This window comes from Bradyrhizobium sp. LTSP885, from assembly GCF_000938305.1.
In the GTDB taxonomy this organism is placed as follows: domain Bacteria; phylum Pseudomonadota; class Alphaproteobacteria; order Rhizobiales; family Xanthobacteraceae; genus Bradyrhizobium.
The window spans coordinates 134,263-150,547 of record NZ_JYMT01000021.1; the positions used below are offsets into that span (position 1 = coordinate 134,263).

Annotated in this window: 14 protein-coding genes; 9 read left to right on the plus strand and 5 right to left on the minus strand. The window is 63.9% G+C overall.

All coding sequences use genetic code 11. The features are described from left to right. The first annotated feature begins 250 nt into the window (after window positions 1-250). On the plus strand, window positions 251-376 hold the full coding sequence (ykgO, locus tag UP09_RS14540; protein WP_002718645.1) for a type B 50S ribosomal protein L36: 126 nt from the start codon (window positions 251-253) through the stop codon (window positions 374-376). A gap of 125 nt (window positions 377-501) precedes the next feature. Then, entirely contained in the window at window positions 502-1,152 is a 651-nt protein-coding gene (locus UP09_RS14545; protein WP_044538875.1) for a tetratricopeptide repeat protein, read from the plus strand. A gap of 83 nt (window positions 1,153-1,235) precedes the next feature. Here the strand turns inward: UP09_RS14545 and UP09_RS38100 are convergent, their stop codons facing one another. Continuing rightward, window positions 1,236-1,412, minus strand: a complete 177-nt coding sequence (locus UP09_RS38100; protein ID WP_210166768.1) for a hypothetical protein — start codon at window positions 1,410-1,412, stop codon at window positions 1,236-1,238. A gap of 330 nt (window positions 1,413-1,742) precedes the next feature. Between UP09_RS38100 and UP09_RS14555 the strand changes: the two genes are divergently transcribed. From UP09_RS14555 to UP09_RS14565, 3 genes are all read left to right on the plus strand, one after another. After that, on the plus strand, window positions 1,743-2,702 hold the full coding sequence (locus tag UP09_RS14555; protein WP_044538877.1) for an alpha/beta fold hydrolase: 960 nt from the start codon (window positions 1,743-1,745) through the stop codon (window positions 2,700-2,702). Between the two features lie 134 nt (window positions 2,703-2,836). Next, window positions 2,837-4,573, plus strand: a complete 1,737-nt coding sequence (gene poxB, locus UP09_RS14560; protein ID WP_044538878.1) for a ubiquinone-dependent pyruvate dehydrogenase — start codon at window positions 2,837-2,839, stop codon at window positions 4,571-4,573. 285 nt (window positions 4,574-4,858) lie between these two features. Beyond that, window positions 4,859-7,339 (plus strand): autotransporter outer membrane beta-barrel domain-containing protein, encoded by a 2,481-nt coding sequence (locus UP09_RS14565; RefSeq protein ID WP_245301957.1) that lies wholly within the window; start codon window positions 4,859-4,861, stop codon window positions 7,337-7,339. A gap of 24 nt (window positions 7,340-7,363) precedes the next feature. Here UP09_RS14565 and cycA read toward each other — a convergent pair whose 3' ends face one another. Then, complete coding sequence (cycA, locus tag UP09_RS14570) at window positions 7,364-7,756, minus strand: cytochrome c-550 CycA (RefSeq protein WP_044538879.1); 393 nt, start codon at window positions 7,754-7,756, stop codon at window positions 7,364-7,366. Window positions 7,757-7,989: 233 nt separating this feature from the next. Here cycA and UP09_RS14575 point away from each other — a divergent pair, with 233 nt between their 5' ends. Together UP09_RS14575 and UP09_RS14580 are read left to right on the plus strand one after the other, a co-directional pair. Further along, on the plus strand, window positions 7,990-9,483 hold the full coding sequence (locus UP09_RS14575) for an FAD-linked oxidase C-terminal domain-containing protein (protein ID WP_044538880.1): 1,494 nt from the start codon (window positions 7,990-7,992) through the stop codon (window positions 9,481-9,483). 195 nt (window positions 9,484-9,678) lie between these two features. After that, window positions 9,679-10,911, plus strand: coding sequence for an acyltransferase family protein (locus UP09_RS14580; protein ID WP_245301959.1), 1,233 nt, complete (start codon window positions 9,679-9,681; stop codon window positions 10,909-10,911). Between the two features lie 26 nt (window positions 10,912-10,937). Here the strand turns inward: UP09_RS14580 and UP09_RS14585 are convergent, their stop codons facing one another. The 3 genes from UP09_RS14585 to UP09_RS38520 form a co-directional block, all read right to left on the minus strand. After that, a complete protein-coding gene (locus UP09_RS14585) occupies window positions 10,938-11,654 on the minus strand; it encodes an antibiotic biosynthesis monooxygenase family protein (RefSeq protein ID WP_044538883.1) in 717 nt (238 codons plus the stop codon). Window positions 11,655-11,673: 19 nt separating this feature from the next. After that, entirely contained in the window at window positions 11,674-12,681 is a 1,008-nt protein-coding gene (locus tag UP09_RS14590; protein WP_044538884.1) for an alpha/beta hydrolase, read from the minus strand. A 145-nt stretch (window positions 12,682-12,826) separates the two neighbouring features. Beyond that, a complete protein-coding gene (locus UP09_RS38520) occupies window positions 12,827-13,360 on the minus strand; it encodes a putative quinol monooxygenase (protein ID WP_245301961.1) in 534 nt (177 codons plus the stop codon). A gap of 352 nt (window positions 13,361-13,712) precedes the next feature. Between UP09_RS38520 and UP09_RS14600 the strand changes: the two genes are divergently transcribed. Continuing rightward, complete coding sequence (locus UP09_RS14600; RefSeq protein ID WP_044538885.1) at window positions 13,713-14,951, plus strand: FAD-binding protein; 1,239 nt, start codon at window positions 13,713-13,715, stop codon at window positions 14,949-14,951. Continuing rightward, window positions 14,948-16,264, plus strand: coding sequence for a glycolate oxidase subunit GlcF (gene glcF, locus UP09_RS14605; protein ID WP_044538886.1), 1,317 nt, complete (start codon window positions 14,948-14,950; stop codon window positions 16,262-16,264). The genes UP09_RS14600 and glcF overlap by 4 nt, the downstream gene beginning before the upstream one ends. Window positions 16,265-16,285 lie beyond the last annotated feature (21 nt).

The window sequence follows — 16,285 nt, forward strand, 5'->3', positions numbered from 1 at the left end:
GGGCTGGTCAGCCTCCCGGCCGCCTGTTTTCCGAGCGATTTCAATGACGCGCCGGTGCTTTGGCCTAGCTCCCGCTCGGCTGGATGGTCCGAAAACCGGCCCGTTTCGGTTGACATTTGGCGGTGCGATGGCTTAGAAACCGCCCCGTCCCGGGCGGCAGGCCGCTTGTCGGGATAAATCCCATTTTGCCTTTGGGCAATGATCAGGCACGGCCTCCAACACGGGCCTTTCGAAGTAACAGGATTGTCCCATGAAGGTCCGTAACTCGCTGAAATCGCTGCGTGGCCGCCACCGCAACAACCGTCTGGTCCGCCGCAAGGGCCGGGTCTATGTGATCAACAAGGTCCAGCGCCGTTTCAAGGCGCGCCAAGGTTGATTCAGGCTTGATCCAGGATTGATTGGAGGCCGGTCGGCCTCTTCCGATCCGGGAACTGCACTCTTTCACAGCTCTTTGACGCCGTGCTGCTTTGCAGCGCGGCTTTCTGCGTTTAGACTTCCGGCATGGGATTACGACTCCTAGGGCTCAACCGGCTGGCAATCCTGATCGCGGCGCTGCTGGCTATGCCGGTCGCGGCCGCGGCACAAGACGATCCCCGGGTCATCCCACCACCGAAAGCGCAGAAGAAGCTGCCGGAAGCTCCGGGCAAGCTGCCGACAGTCCCGGCCGATCGCATCCGCGGGCTGGATTTCCTGTTCGGCGCACTGAAAGCCGCACCCGATGAAACCAGCGCCCGCCATGTCGAGGCGCGGATCTGGGCGCTGTGGCTACAGACGCCGAGCGACACCGCGGCGCTCTTGATGGTGCGCGCCAAGGCGGCGATCGACGGCCAGAATCTCGACGTCGCGTTGAAGTTGCTGGACGCCGTGATCAAGCTGCGGCCCGATTACATCGAGGCCTGGAACCGGCGCGCGACGCTGTATTATTTGAAGAACGACTACGGCCGTTCGCTGGAAGACATTCATCAGGTCTTGATCCGTGAGCCCCGCCATTTCGGCGCGCTCGCGGGTCTCGGCATGATCATGCAGGAGGCCGGCGACGACAAACGTGCGCTTGAGGCCTTCCGCAAGGCGCTCGCGATCGACCCGTATCTCGAGAAGGTGCCGGAGATGGTCAAGCAGCTCTCCGAAAAGGTCGAAGGCCGCGATATCTGATGGCGTACCGTTCGCCGCGATCGCGGGGGTGACGATCGCCAACGAAGACGCGAGAGGCACTGAACGCCGAAGCGCTCAAGACACTAATGAAGCAACCTGCCGCGTGGCGGACTGTCCTGGGCTGCAGCGGCATAAAATTGCTGCAACTCGGCTTCCAAATGCTCGTTGACCAGCAATAGTGCCCTCAGGGCTCCGCGCAGGTCGCCATTGCAGCTTTCCACGATCTGGTCGATGGCTGCATCGCTTGGGTCGGACATCATGGTACTCCTCCGAATATTCCCGTTGAACTCGTCGTGTGGATCCTGGTTCCTGTGAATATCGTGGAGAGGCCAGGTACTGTTCCGGCTTCGATGAAACATGGCGTCTGATGGCGAAATTGCCACCGACAACATATGAAATTGCTAATGACGCTGGTATGAACCCGCTATCCACAGGCTGGGCGCAGTGTGGAAAACCTTGCGTCGGGATGGCCCGGAAAAAGGCGCAATCGGCTTTTCGAACAAGGTCATGTCCGGACAAGATGAAACCCGCCCCGGCGCGAAACCTGCTTTCGTCCCCGCCGTAGTTCCCTGGTGCCCCGGATCGTCTCGATGCTGACTGTGATCATCGTTCTGGCGCTGGCAGGGCTGGCGCTGGCGACGCAAGCCGGAGTTTGGCTGATCCAGCGCAGCTTTCCGCCTCAGGGCCGCATGATCGATGTTTCGGGCGCGACCTTGCACGTGGTCGAACTCGGCCCGCGCGATGCCGCCGGCCCGCCGATCGTGATGCTGCACGGCGCAAGCTCCAACCTCCGCGTGATGCAGCATCCGCTCGGCGACAGGCTGGCAAAAACCCGTCGCGTGATCCTGATCGACCGCCCCGGCCACGGCTGGAGCACGCGCGATCGCGAGGACTATTCGACGCCGGCCATCCAGGGCCGGATGATCATGGAGGTGCTGACCAAGCTCGGTGTCGACAAGGCGATCGTGGTCGCGCATTCCTGGGCCGGCGCGCTCGCCCTGCGCATGGCGCTGGATGACGCGGACCGTGTCGCGGGTCTGGTGCTGCTCGCCCCCGTCGCCTATCCTTGGCCCGGCGGCGTCGGACGCTACAACGAGGTGATCGCGACGCCGTTGATCGGGCGGCTGCTCGCCTACACGGTCACGCTGCCGCTCGGCTGCCTCGTCGCTGCGTCAGGTGCGCGCGGCGTGTTTGCGCCGCAGGCGATGCCCGATCATTTTATCCAGGACACCGCCACGCCGCTGTTGCTGCGTCCGCGCGAGTTCATCGCCAATGCGCAGGACCTCGTGACATTGAAGGCCGCCGTGACAGCGCAGGCGCCGCGCTACGCGGAGATCATGGCGCCGATCACGATCATTTCCGGCGACGAGGCCGACAAGACGGTTTCGACCAATATCCACTCGCGTCCGCTCGCCGCCACCGCGCCGAATGCGAAGCTCATCGTGTTGCCTGGCGTCGGCCACATGGTGGCCGACGCCGCGCCCGATCTCGTGATGTCCGAAATCGAGGCGATGGCCGCCCGCATGGCGCAGCCCGCGGCGGCGCAATAGCTGGACGTCATCGATCCGACCAAGTTGTTGGACTGGAAGCACCGCGCGAATGTGATCCCGCGAGCCTTGCGTGGTCGCGTGGCGCCGAACATCATGCGGACGCGCGGTTCGGATCTCACACAAGGACAAGCCCCATGCGGATCGACAATGTCGCCGACCTCATCGCAGAGACGCTGACCCAGGCCGGTGTGAAGCGCATTTTCGGCGTCGTCGGCGATAGCCTCAATGGCCTGACCGAGGCGTTGCGCAAGCGCCAGACGATCGACTGGATCCATGTGCGGCACGAGGAAGTGGCCGCCTTCGCCGCCGCCGCGGAAGCCCAGATCACCGGCGGCCTTGCGGTTTGCGCAGGCTCGTGCGGCCCCGGCAACCTCCATCTCATCAATGGCCTGTTCGATGCGCATCGCAGCCGTACGCCGGTGCTGGCGATTGCGGCGCAGATTCCGTCCGCGGAGATCGGCGGCGGCTACTTCCAGGAGACCCATCCGCAGGACCTGTTCCGCGAATGCAGTCATTATTGTGAGCTGGTCTCCGATCCGGCGCAGCTTCCCTACATGCTGGAAAACGCGATCCGCGCCGCCGTCGGCAAACGAGGTGTCGCCGTGCTGGTGATCCCCGGCGACGTCGCGCTCAAGCCCGCGCCGAAACGCGAGATTTCACCCAACGCCGGGCTGCTGCCTCCGGCGCCGGTCGTCCGGCCGGCCGAGGCCGAGTTGACGGCGCTGGCCGATCTGCTCAACGGCGCCAAGCGCGTAACGCTGTTCTGCGGGCGCGGCTGCGCCGGCGCGCATGACGAACTGATGAAGCTCGCCGAGGCGCTCAAGAGCCCGATCGTGCACGCGCTTGGTGGCAAGGATCACGTCGAATACGACAATCCCTATGACGTCGGTATGACCGGCTTCATCGGCTTCTCCTCGGGCTATGCCGCGATGCACGCCTGCGACGTGCTCTTGATGCTGGGCACCGATTTTCCCTACAAGCAGTTCTTCCCAACCGGCATCCGCATTGCGCAGGTCGATATCCGTCCCGAGAATCTCGGCCGCCGCTGCAAGCTCGATCTCGGCCTGGTCGGCGATGTCGGCGACACCATCGCCGCGCTGCTGCCGAAGCTCGCTGCGAAGACCGACCGCAAGCACCTCGACGCCAGCATCGCCCATTACAAGGATGCCCGCGCGGGCCTCGACGATCTCGCCCGCGGCAAGCCGGGCCAAAAGCCGATCCATCCGCAATATCTCGCGCGCCTGCTCAGCGAGCAGGCCACTGAGGATGCCGTGTTCACGGCCGATGTCGGCACGCCGACGATCTGGGCCGCGCGCTATCTCAAGATGAACGGCCGCCGGCGCCTGATCGGCTCCTGGGTCCACGGCTCGATGGCCAATGCGATGGCGCATGCGATCGGCGCGCAGGCGGCGCAGCCCGGCCGGCAGGTGGTGTCGATGTCCGGCGATGGCGGGTTCGCCATGCTGATGGGCGATTTGATCACGCTGACCCAGATGAAGCTGCCGGTGAAGATCGTGATCTTCAACAACAGCGTGCTCGGCTTCGTCGCGCTGGAGATGAAGGCCGCCGGCTTCATCGAGACCGGGGTCGATCTGCAAAATCCCGATTTTGCGGCGATGGCCCGTGCCATGGGCATTCATGGCGTCCGGGTCGAGGACCCCGGGGAGCTCGAGGGCGCGATCCGCGACGTGCTCGCGCATAACGGTCCGGCCGTGCTCGACGTCGTGACCGCGACGCAGGAATTGTCGATGCCGCCGACCATCACGCTGGAGCAGGTCAAGGGCTTCAGCCTGTGGATGCTGCGCGCCGTGATGAGCGGCCGCGGCAATGAGGTGGTCGACCTGGCAAAGACCAATCTGCTGCCGCGGTGACCGATCCGGACAGGGCGTGATGCGGCCTTGGAATGTGTCTCGGGAGCAACATCGCCCCACTTCTCTCGTCGGCCTACCCTTTTGCCGCGCGGCCCTTCCGCGAACAGCCTATGGTTGCCCGGAGGGTTGTGATTCCAGCCGGCTGTTGGGGGCTGCGCGGACATGTCGACCGTGGTTCGATCATTGATCGGGTCTCGACGCCCTGTGCCTGTGGTGGGGGTGGTGGCGTTCACCTGCGCCGCTTTGCTCTCCGCCGGAGGGGCGTCGGCGGCGGATGGCACCTGGGTGGGTACAGGTATCACCAACGAATACGGCCTCCCGGCAAACTGGACACCAGCGACGGTTCCGACCGGCACCGCCTTCTTCGGCGTATCGTCGACCACCACGGTGAAGCTGAGCAACGAAGTAACCGTCGGCAGTTGGACGTTCAACGCCGGAGCCTCGGCCTACACCTTCACCAACACTTCCAGCTTTGTCACGTTTACCGGAGCCGGGATCGTCGTGAACGGCGGTAGCGTCATGTACGAGAGCCAAGGTCCGGGCCTTGGCATTGTAAACGGCTTGGTATTCGAGAATGCGAGTACGGCGGGCAGTGCCAGCATTTACAACGGCAGCAGCTTGGCCTTCACCAATTCGAGCACGGCCGGCAGCTCCAACATCGTCAACAATTTCAACCTGGCCTTCAGCGGTACGAGCACGGCCGCCAACGCTGGCATCACCAACAACCGCGGCGTGCTCTTCAGCAATTCGAGCACGGCCGGCAGCGCCAGCATCGCAAACAACTTCAGCCTGGTGTTCCGCGATACCAGCACGGCCGGCAACGCTGCCATCACTAATTCCAGCGGGCCCATATTTCTCAACGGCGACCCCTACTTTGCGTCAACGGATTTCAGCCTGTCGAGCGGCCCAGGCGGCAACCACAAGCTCAGCGCCGGTTCGATCGCCGGCGGCGGCACCTTCAGTCTCGGGCAGAACGAGCTGACAGTCGGTAACAACAACCTGTCGACCACGGTCAGCGGCGTGATTGCCGATGGCGGTCTCGGCGGTGGCACCGCCGGCTCGCTGGTCAAGGTCGGCACCGGAGTCCTGACCCTGTCGGGCGTCAACACCTACACCGGCGCCACCACGGTGAACGCAGGGACCCTGAGCGTCGACGGCTCGATCGCGGCGTCGGTACTGACGACGGTGAACGCAGGCGCGACGCTGACCGGCATCGGCACCGTTGGCGACACCACGATCAATGGCGGCACGCTGGCGCCCGGCCATTCGATCGGCACGCTGACCGTGCAGGGCAATCTGGTGCTCACCGCGGCGGCCAGCTACCTGATCGGGGTGTCGCCGACGGCCGCGAGCCGCACGACCGTAACAGGCAAGGCGACGCTGAACGGTGCTACCGTCACCGCGCTGTTTGCGCCGGGCGTCTATCTGTCGAATCGCTACACCATCCTCAGCGCCGACGGCGGACGGGTCGGCACCTTCGGTTCGCTGGTCAACGACAATCTGCCGTCGACGGTCACCTCAAGCCTGAGCTACGACGCCAACGACGCCTTCCTCGACCTTAAGCTCAACTTCTCGGTGCCGGGCGGGCTCAACGTCAATCAGCAGAACGTCGCCAACGCACTGATCAATTACTTCACCGCCAATGGCGGCATCCCGATGGCCTTCGCCGCGCTGACCCCGGCAGGCCTGACCCTGGCGTCGGGCGAACTCGGGACCGGCTCGCAGCAGACGACCTTTGATGCGATGTCGCTGTTTCTCAGCCTGCTGACCGATCCCGGCGGCTCGGGGCGGATCGGCGGCCCGGCCGGCGCGACCCCGTTCGCTGCAGAAGGCGCTGCGAGTGCCTATGCGGCGTCCGGCCGAGTCCGCGATGCCTACGGCATGTTCACGAAGGCGCCGCCGCTAGCGGCCTATGATCCGCGATGGCAGGTGTGGGCCGCCGGCTACGGCGGATCGCAGACCACTGGCGGCAACGCGGTGCTCGGCTCCAACAACACGGCCAGCAGCGTGTTCGGCACCGCGGTCGGCGTCGACTATGTCTTCTCGCCGCGCACCATTGCCGGCTTTGCGCTGGCCGGCGGCGGCACCAATTTCAGCGTCGTCAACAGCGGCAGCGGGCGCTCCGACCTGTTTCAGGCCGGCGCCTTCATCCGCCATTCCGCCGGCCCCGCCTATATCTCTGCCGCGCTTGCCTATGGCTGGCAGGACATCACCACCGATCGCACCGTCTCCATTGCCGGCGTCGATCGGTTGCGCGCCGAGTTCAATGCCAATGCCTGGTCCGGCCGGCTCGAAGGCGGCTATCGCTTCGTGGCGCCGTGGGCCGGTGGCGTCGGCCTCACGCCTTACGCCGCGGGGCAATTCACGACATTCGACCTGCCGGCCTATGCCGAAGGCGTGGTGTCGGGCGCCGGCACCTTCGCGCTGGCCTATGGCGCGAAGAGCGTGACCGACAGCCGCAGCGAGCTTGGTCTGCGCACCGACAAATCATTTGCGATGGACAACGGCATTTTCACGCTGCGCGGGCGCCTGGCCTGGGCGCATGACGACAATCCCGACCGCTCGATCGGCGCCACCTTCCAGACGCTGCCCGGAGCGTCGTTTGTCGTCAACGGCGCGGCGCAGGCATCGGATTCCGCGCTCACCACCGCGGCCGCCGAGTTCAAATGGATCAACGGCTGGTCCGCGGCGGCGACGTTTGAAGGCGGGTTCTCCAGTGTCACGCAGAGCTACGCCGGCAAGGGCGTGGTGCGCTACACGTGGTAGCGCCACACGCGGACCGGGAGGCAACTACTTCTGCTTACCGTCCTTGTCGAACGACGAAATGTAGGCCCAGATGTTGTTGGCCTCGGTCTCGTTCTTGATGCCGGCGAAGGCCATCTTGGTGCCGGGGATCTTGGCCTTGGGGTCCTTGATGTAGTCGAGGAACTGGTCCTTGTTCCAGGTGATGCCGGAATTCTTGTTGGCGTCCGAATAATTGTAGTCGGGAGCGCTGCCGGAATGGCGGCCGTCGAGGCCGTTGAGCTCGGGGCCGACCTTGTTCTTGGCGCCTTCGCCGATCGCATGGCAGGCCAGGCACTTGTTGAACGAGGTCTTGCCGGCAGCGGCATCCTGCGCCAGCGCGGAGGACGCGAAAGCCAGCGATGTGACGACCGCCAGCGCGCTCAAGGTCAGTATCTTCATGGGGTGCTCTTCGTTTCGTCCCGGGAGGTGTGAATCGTTTGTGGCATGGTCCGCTTACACCGGACAAGCCACGAAACGTTGACAGGTTTCATGGTCGCCCGCTTGTCCGAGAGAGAACTCACCCGGCGCGAAGAAGGCAATCTGACCTTCGGCCGGCCTACCGAAACTGGTGCAGACGTGCTTGATTTGTCGTAACAAATCGGCAAACGGCCGAGACCCCGAGGGAAGCAAATATGTCCATCATGATGCCGGCGGCCGATCAGGCTGTCCTCGCTCGTCGCGACGAAATCGTCGCGGCCTTGCGCGCGATCGTCCCGGGCGAGGGCGTGATCGACAGTGCTGCCGAGATGCTGGTCTATGAGTCCGACGGGCTGACCGCCTACCGGCAGCCGCCGATGGTGGTGGTGCTGCCCGACACGTCGGAGCAGGTCGCAAAGGTCCTCAAATATTGCCACGCGCAGGGCATCAAGGTGGTGCCGCGCGGCTCCGGCACCTCGCTGTCGGGCGGTGCGCTGCCGCTCGCCGACGGCGTTCTGCTCGGCTTAAGCAAGTTCAAGCGCATCCGCGAGATCGATTTCGACAACCGCGTCGTCGTCACCGAGCCCGGCGTCACCAATCTGGCGATCAGCCAGGCGGTGGCCCATGCCGGCTTCTACTACGCGCCCGACCCGTCGTCGCAGATCGCCTGCTCGATCGGCGGCAATGTCGCGGAGAATTCCGGCGGCGTGCACTGCCTGAAATACGGCATGACCACCAACAACGTGCTGGGCTGCGAGATCGTGCTGATGAGCGGCGAGATCCTGCGCATCGGCGGCAAGTCGGCGGAGAATTCCGGCTACGATCTGATGGGGATCATCACCGGCTCGGAGGGCCTGCTCGGCGTCATCACCGAGGTCACGGTGCGCATCCTGCAGAAGCCGGAGACGGCGCGCGCGCTAATGGTCGGCTTCGCGCAGGTCGAGGCCGCCGGCGAATGCGTGGCTGCCATCATCGGCGCCGGCATCATCCCGGGCGGCATGGAGATGATGGACAAGCCGGCGATCCACGCCGCGGAGGCCTTCGTCCATGCCGGCTATCCGCTCGACGTCGAGGCGCTCCTGATCATCGAGCTCGACGGCCCGTCGGTCGAGGTCGACGAATTGATCAAGCGGGTCGAGGCGATCGCGCAAGCGTGCGGTTCGACCTCTTGCCAGATATCGACCTCCGAGGCCGAGCGCAATCTGTTCTGGGCCGGCCGCAAGGCGGCGTTTCCCGCGGTCGGGCGCATCTCGCCGGACTATCTCTGCATGGACGGCACCATTCCGCGCGGCGCGCTGCCGAAGGCTTTGGCCCGCATCCGTGAACTCTCGGAGAAATACAGCCTCGGTGTCGCCAATGTGTTCCATGCCGGCGACGGCAATCTGCACCCCCTGATCCTCTACGATGCCAACAAGCCCGGCGAGATCGAGCGCGCCGAGGCGTTCGGTGCCGATATCCTGCGCTGCTGCGTCGAGCTTGGCGGCGTGCTCACCGGCGAGCACGGCGTCGGCATCGAGAAGCGCGACCTGATGCCGGAGATGTTCACGGAGATCGACCTGAACCAGCAGCAGCGGCTGAAATGCGCCTTCGACGCCCAGGGCCTGCTCAATCCCGGCAAGGTGTTTCCAACCCTGCATCGCTGCGCCGAACTCGGCCGCGTCCATGTCCACGCCGGCAGACTGGCGTTTCCGGAGATTCCGCGGTTCTAGAGCGTTTTCGAGCGAAGTGGACACCGGTTCGCGTGAAGAAAACGCGTCAAAACAAGAATCCAGAGCAACGGTCCCTGAGTTCTGCTCCGGTACGGCTGGCCGTCGCAATTCGACGGATCGTCTCGATCAGCGAATATCCTTAACCGCCGCTTGCCGCGATCGCAGGCCTTCATCGCGTTGGTTCCCGGCAGGCCCATGTGGCCGAAATTGCAACGCCAGCATTTACACGGCCTTAGATTGTTTTTCTGCATATTCCTGGAACTGCAAGGTGTTTCAGGGAACGAAACCATGTTCAGCCTAGCTGACCAGCTGGCTCTTTCGCGCAATCGTCCCGCAGGTTTTGATTACATGAGGATTGCGCTGGCGGCCGCGGTCGTCTGCCAGCACAGCCTGGACGTGACGGTTGGGCTCGACGAAACGCTCGAGATATTGCGCCCCGCCCGCATCGGCGTCGCGATGATCCTGGCGCTCTTCTTCGCCTTGAGCGGCTTCCTGGTGACGGGCAGCTTGCTGAGGTGCAAGAGCCTGATTTCGTTTCTTGGCCTGCGCATACTCCGAATTGGACCTGCACTCGCGGTTGAGGTCGCGCTTTCGGCCATCGTCATCGGTCCGATTTTCACCGAAATGCCTTTGGCGCAATATTTCGCAAACCCTAAATTCCACTCCTACTTTCTCAATATGGTCGGCGACATCCACTTTCAGCTCCCGGGTGTATTCCTTCACAGCTCGTTGCCCGACATGGTGAATGGCCAGCTCTGGACGGTGCCATACGAGCTGTGGTGTTACATCATCCTCGCGCTTCTTGCCGCGATGACCATCTGCTTCAGCAGGGTGTTGTATCTTGGGTTTCTGGCGGCCGCACAGGTCGGGCTCATCATCTATGCGATCCAGCATTGGGGCGATTCGGCGGACATGCTGCTTCGGCCGCATCTTCTGGTTTTCTGCTTTCTTTCCGGTGTCGGTTTCTACCTTTGGCGCGACAAGACGCCGTTCAACCGGTCAGCGTTTCTATCGGCGCTGGTGCTTTGCGCGGTGTTCTTGATCACACCCTACGGTGACATGCTTGCTCCGGTCCCGGCAGCCTACGTCGTCTGCTATCTGGGCCTGTTGAACCCGAGGCGCAGCTGGATCGTGTCATCCGGCGATTACTCCTACGGTGTGTTTCTCTATGGCTTTGTCGTGCAGCAATGTGTCGCGACGTTTGATCAGCACTGGAGTCTGAACATCCTGATCAGCCTGCCGATCTCCTTTGCTGTCGCCTTTGTGTCCTGGCACCTCGTTGAGAAACGCGCGCTTCGGCTCAGAGGCCCTGTCGAAACGCTTGAGGCTGCGGTTCTCTCGAGGATTTCGCTCCTCGGGTTCTCGCGCAGATCGCGCGAGTCGGTCGCGCTGGGCGCTGCGCTTGGCGGTGGCGGGACATCGGTCTGATAAGACGCTCGCCGCGGCAGAACACACTAACTCGCCGCCGCCTTGGAGACCAGTTCGGGATGTCTGGTCTCCCGGCCCTTGACGTCGGGATAGTATTGCGGCGCCTCGCGGCGATCGAAGCGGCCGTAGTCACGGACCACGCGCACCTTGCGATGGCGCAGGCCTCGAATGCCCTCGATCTGCTTCGGCAACCAGCTGTCCGCGGACTTCGCGTCTTTCCATCCGACCAGCAGCGCCAGCTTCCCGGGATTGTAGATGCTGGTCCAGATGTCGTGGTCGGTGACCACGCCGTTGTTGACGTCGAGACCGAGATGCGCCGGCAACAATTCGGCCTGGTTTGCGAACGCCGCACCCTTGACCGGCGTGATCTCGGTAAAGGTCACTAGTTTCGCCTTGCCGACCTCGGTCTCGTCGAAACGCCGTTCCAGAACCGGCGCCTGCTTCGGCGGGGCGGTGTCGGCGGTGACGTCGCCGATGCGCAGGTGATAATCCCTGAAGATCTCAAAGCGTCCCTTTTCCTGCACGGCATGATGCTCGCTCTCGGTACGCCAGCGGACAACAGACTTCTCGTCGCGCCATGTCGAGTGCGACAGAACCCAGCCGGGCCGCAACATGCTTTCGAACCGCTCATTGTCGACAAAGCCGTCGACCGTCTCAAGGATCGGCTTCAGGTGCTTGGCCTGCGCGAGATAGTCGTCCTTGCGGCCATCGTTCGGATGAACTTCGAAGATCACGGAGAACATGATTGATCCTTTCCTGGGTTCAGGTGGGTATTGGCGCGATATTGTCGGCTTGAAGAAAGTTGATGCTTTCGCGCCAGAGCGCGTGGCGCATCGTCTCGAGATGCATCAGGTGGGTGGCGCGCGATATCTTGATGTCGCGCTTTTCGGGAGCGTTGCAGAATGCGTCGAACAGCCATTTGGCGTCGTCGTCGAGCATCAGCCCGTCCCATTCGCCCCGGATGATCGCCACCGGCGAGCGGACCCGTGCCGGATCGTAGGCAAGCTTGCCGTGCCACGCCTGCAGGATCTCGCTGAACGGGCCAAGCGGCACCTTGACTCCGGCAGGGTCGCGGGAGCGGCTCTCCGGATCGCTGTCGAGATAGGGCCGGCTCCATTGCTCGAAATGAGCACGGGACAGCACCGGCGGTTCGTTCGGCGGCACGTCCTCGATGAAGCGCTTCCATTGGTCTTCGACGGTCACGACGCGCCAGGCGGGGAACGTCGGTGCCGTCTCGTAGCGCCGCGGTCCGCGACGGCCGATCGGGCCGAACATGACGAGACGGTCGACCAGCGCGGGGTGCGCCCCCGCAAATCTTGCCATGGGCATCGAGCCCCAGGAGTGGGAGATCAGCGAAAGCTTCTCGATGTTCTGGTGACCGAGAATAAAGCGCGATGCCGCCTCGACTTGCGCCGCAGCATCCTCCGCAACGCAGAGCGGCGGGTTGTCCTTCGCCGGTTGCGACATTTCGGGATAACGGTCCGAATGACCGAAGCCATAGAAGTCCAGACCCCAGACGTCGAAGCCGGCCTCGACCAGGGCATCGCGCCAAGATTTGCTATCGGAGCCCTTGCCGTCGAAGCGGTGCGCGATCGAAAGCGCCGACGGAAAGGTCGCGCCGTGCACGTAGAGAACGGCTCGGCGCGGCGTGTCATGCCCGGCTTTCCCGTCCAGCAAGCGAAGAAACAGGGACAGGCCGTCGCGCGGTCCCGGAATGCGAAAATGCTGTTCGCGGGGATCGAGCTTTGTCGCCGCCGAATAATCTGTCATGTGAAGACCAATGCTGGTTTGCGGGTCCCTGAGCATTTCGGTTGTCGGGACGGGCCATTCCGACAACCGATTTCGGAGGCATCGGGTTCCGAAGAACATTTCGACCGCGGTCGAAGTGTCCCGAGCCTCGACGTGCCGATCCCGTTCAGATCAGAACGTATTGGGCACGCTCGCGTTTCGCGAGCAGAGGCAGCGCTTGCTCGGCGATGTGGGTTTTGAAGTACGCGCTTTCCTGATGCGCCTTCAGGGCCGCCTCATCCTGGAACAATTCGTAGAACAGGAATTGCGCCGGATTGTCCTTGCCGCGGCTGATCAGAAACAGCTTCGCGCCGGGATCTTTCTGCGCCTCGGGCAGGAAGCCATCGAGGATTTCCGCGATCCTGTCGCCCTGTCCGTCCTTTGCTTCCCACTGCGCCACAACCAGAAGGCCGCCGGTATTGACGGCGTCGCTGATGGTTCTTGTGCTCATTGCATAGTGCTTCATTCCCATTCCTCCGTTGTTTTGCTCTGATCGAGCTTGCGATGCGGTCAAGGGCGAGACGCCGGCGATCGCCATGATCGCCGCGAATGTGCCGATGGCCGACCGTCGGGTGAGCATCGTCGTCGTTGTCGTGACTTCCGAATGCTGCATGATCGTCTCCAGATGATTGGCGCCGGCTGTCTTGCCGGGCCGAACCACAACGCGGGAGATAGTCGATCGTTCTGCGGATTCACTTCGTCAGCGATCGAAGTGTCGATGTCGTGAACGGTTCGATCATGGCCGAAGCGTTGTGGTGAAGCGTCGTGTGACAAACGTCATGGGTTCGATCGACGCGATCCCGGGCGCGCCGGCATGCTGACGCGGCTGATGGAACGGGCGCGTTCCCAGACCGCGAGCGAGCTGGCGCTGGTCGCCGCCGTCACGCCGCAGACCGCGATTTGGCATGGCCGGATGGGCAGGGGCCGCGCTCGCCGACCTCGCCTTCCGGCGTTCAGGACTCTGTGCGGTGCGCCATTTGATTTCGGCGCCGAATTTGGTTACCGCCTAACGCGTGGATACGCTCAAGGTAAGAGACGCCAAAGACGTCGAAGAGGTGGTGCGCGCGGCTATAGCCAGCGAGCAGCCGCTCGAGATTGTCGGCCATGGATCGAAGCGTGCGATCGGCCATCCGATGGCGACCAACGCGGTGCTCGACCTCTCAGGCTTGAACGCCGTCACCTCCTATGAGCCGAACGAGCTGATCATCACAGTGCAGGCGGGGGCGCCGCTTGCCGACGTGCAGTCGCTGATCGACGCCAAGAACCAGCAATTCGCCTTCGAGCCGATGGACACGTCAGTTCTGCTCGGCACGCCCGGGATCGGCACGATCGGCGGCATGATCGGTGTGGGGCTGGCCGGTCCCCGCCGTATCAAGGCCGGCGGCGCCCGCGATCACCTGCTCGGCGCGCATGCGGTGTCCGGCTTCGGCGACAGTTTCAAGACCGGCGGGCGGGTGGTGAAGAACGTCACCGGCTATGACCTCTGCAAGCTGCTGACCGGGTCCTGGGGCACGCTCGCGGTCATGACCGAGGTGACGCTGAAGGTGATGCCGAAGCCGGAAAGTGAGCGGACGCTGGTGTTGCGCTCCCTCGACGACCTCACAGCGAACAAGGTGATGACAGCCGCGCTCGGGTCGCCCTTTGACGTCTCGGGCGCGGCGCATCTGCCGTATCAGGCATTCCGCACCGGCGCGGGCGCGCTCGCCGGGCTGTCAGCTCCCGGGCAGTCGGTGACACTGGTGCGGCTCGAGGGCATCGCGGCGTCGGCGGTGCATCGGGCCGATTCGCTGAGCAAGGCGCTGTCCACGTTTGGGACGGTGGACGTTCTCGAGGATCACGCCTCGGCTGAGATTTGGAGTGCGCTGCGCGATGTTCAGCCGTTCGCGGCCAATGGCGCGCTCGGGGCGTGGCCGGTCTGGCGTATCGTCTGTCCGCCGGCGGCAGGCGGCGCGCTCGGAGAGGGGCTGGCGCGCGACACCGGCGGCGACATCGTCTACGACTGGGGTGGCGGGCTGATCTGGGCCGCGCTGCCACCCAAAGCCGACGCGCAGGCAGCCTTGGTGCGCAGCCGGGTCGAGGCCGTCGGCGGACACGCCACCCTGATCCGCGCCACTGAGGAGGTGCGCCGCAACGTCGATGTGTTCCAGCCGCAGCCGGCCGGGCTTGCCGCGCTCGGCGACCGGGTCCGCAACAGCTTCGATCCCCGGACCATCCTCAATCGTGGCCGGATGAGCAGGGGTGGGGCCGCATGAAGACCGAATTCTCGCTGGCCCAGCTCGCCGATCCCGACATCAAGGAAGCCGACAAGATCCTGCGCGCCTGCGTGCATTGCGGCTTCTGCACCGCGACCTGCCCGACCTATGTCCTGCTCGGCGACGAGCTCGATAGCCCGCGCGGCCGGATCTATTTGATCAAGGAGATGCTGGAGAAGGACAAGCCGCCGACAGCCGATGTGGTCAAGCATATCGACCGCTGCCTGTCGTGCCTCGCCTGCATGACCACCTGTCCGTCCGGCGTGAACTACATGCATCTCGTCGACCAGGCCCGGGTCCGGATCGAGCGGGATTATTCACGGCCATTGACCGAGCGGCTGCTGCGGTCGGTACTGGCTTTCGTGCTGCCGCGGCCGGGCCTGTTCCGGATCAGCATGATATTGGCGCGGCTTGCCCGCCCGCTGGCCGCGCTGTTGCCGACCCCTTCGGTCGGCGCCTCGACCCCCGGCCTGCTGCGCCGGATCAAGGCGATGCTGGCGCTGGCGCCGCGCGGCCTGCCGCGGCCGGGACCGGCTGCGGGAACCGTGTTTGCGCCGCTCGGCCGGCGCCGCGGCCGGGTTGCGCTGTTGCAGGGCTGCGCCCAGCAGGTGCTGGCGCCACGCATCAACCAGGCCGCCATCAACGTCCTGACCCGGCACGGCATCGAGGTGGTGCTGGTCAAGGATGAGCAATGCTGCGGCGCGTTGACTCACCATATGGGGCAGGACGGCGACGCGCTCGAGCGCGCGCGAGCCAACGTCACGGTGTGGCAAAGGGAAGCGGATGGAGAAGGGCTGGACGCCATTCTGGTGACGGCCTCGGGCTGTGGGACAGTTGTCAAAGACTATGGCTACCTGCTGCGCGAGGACAAAACGTTCGCGGAGCCGGCGCAGCGAATCTCTGCGCTGACAAAGGATATCACCGAGTATCTCGCTCGCCTCGAGCTCGTGCCATCAACGCAAAAAGGCGACGTCACCATCGCCTATCACTCTGCATGTTCGCTGCAGCACGGACAGAAAATCTCTCAACTTCCGAAAGAATTGCTTTCCAAGAATGGATTCGTGGTGAAAGATGTACCTGAGAGCCATTTGTGTTGCGGTTCGGCGGGGACATACAACATTCTCCAGCCCGACATTGCGATCAGATTGCGCGATCGCAAGGTCGCCAACATCGCGATGGTCGAACCGGACATGATCGCTGCGGGCAATATTGGATGCATGGTTCAGATTGCCGGCGGTACGTCAGTTCCTGTGGTGCACACGATTGAGCTTCTCGATTGGGCGACAGGAGGTCCGCGGCCAGGATTGAATTGATCGTCTGCCACTCGAGCATGA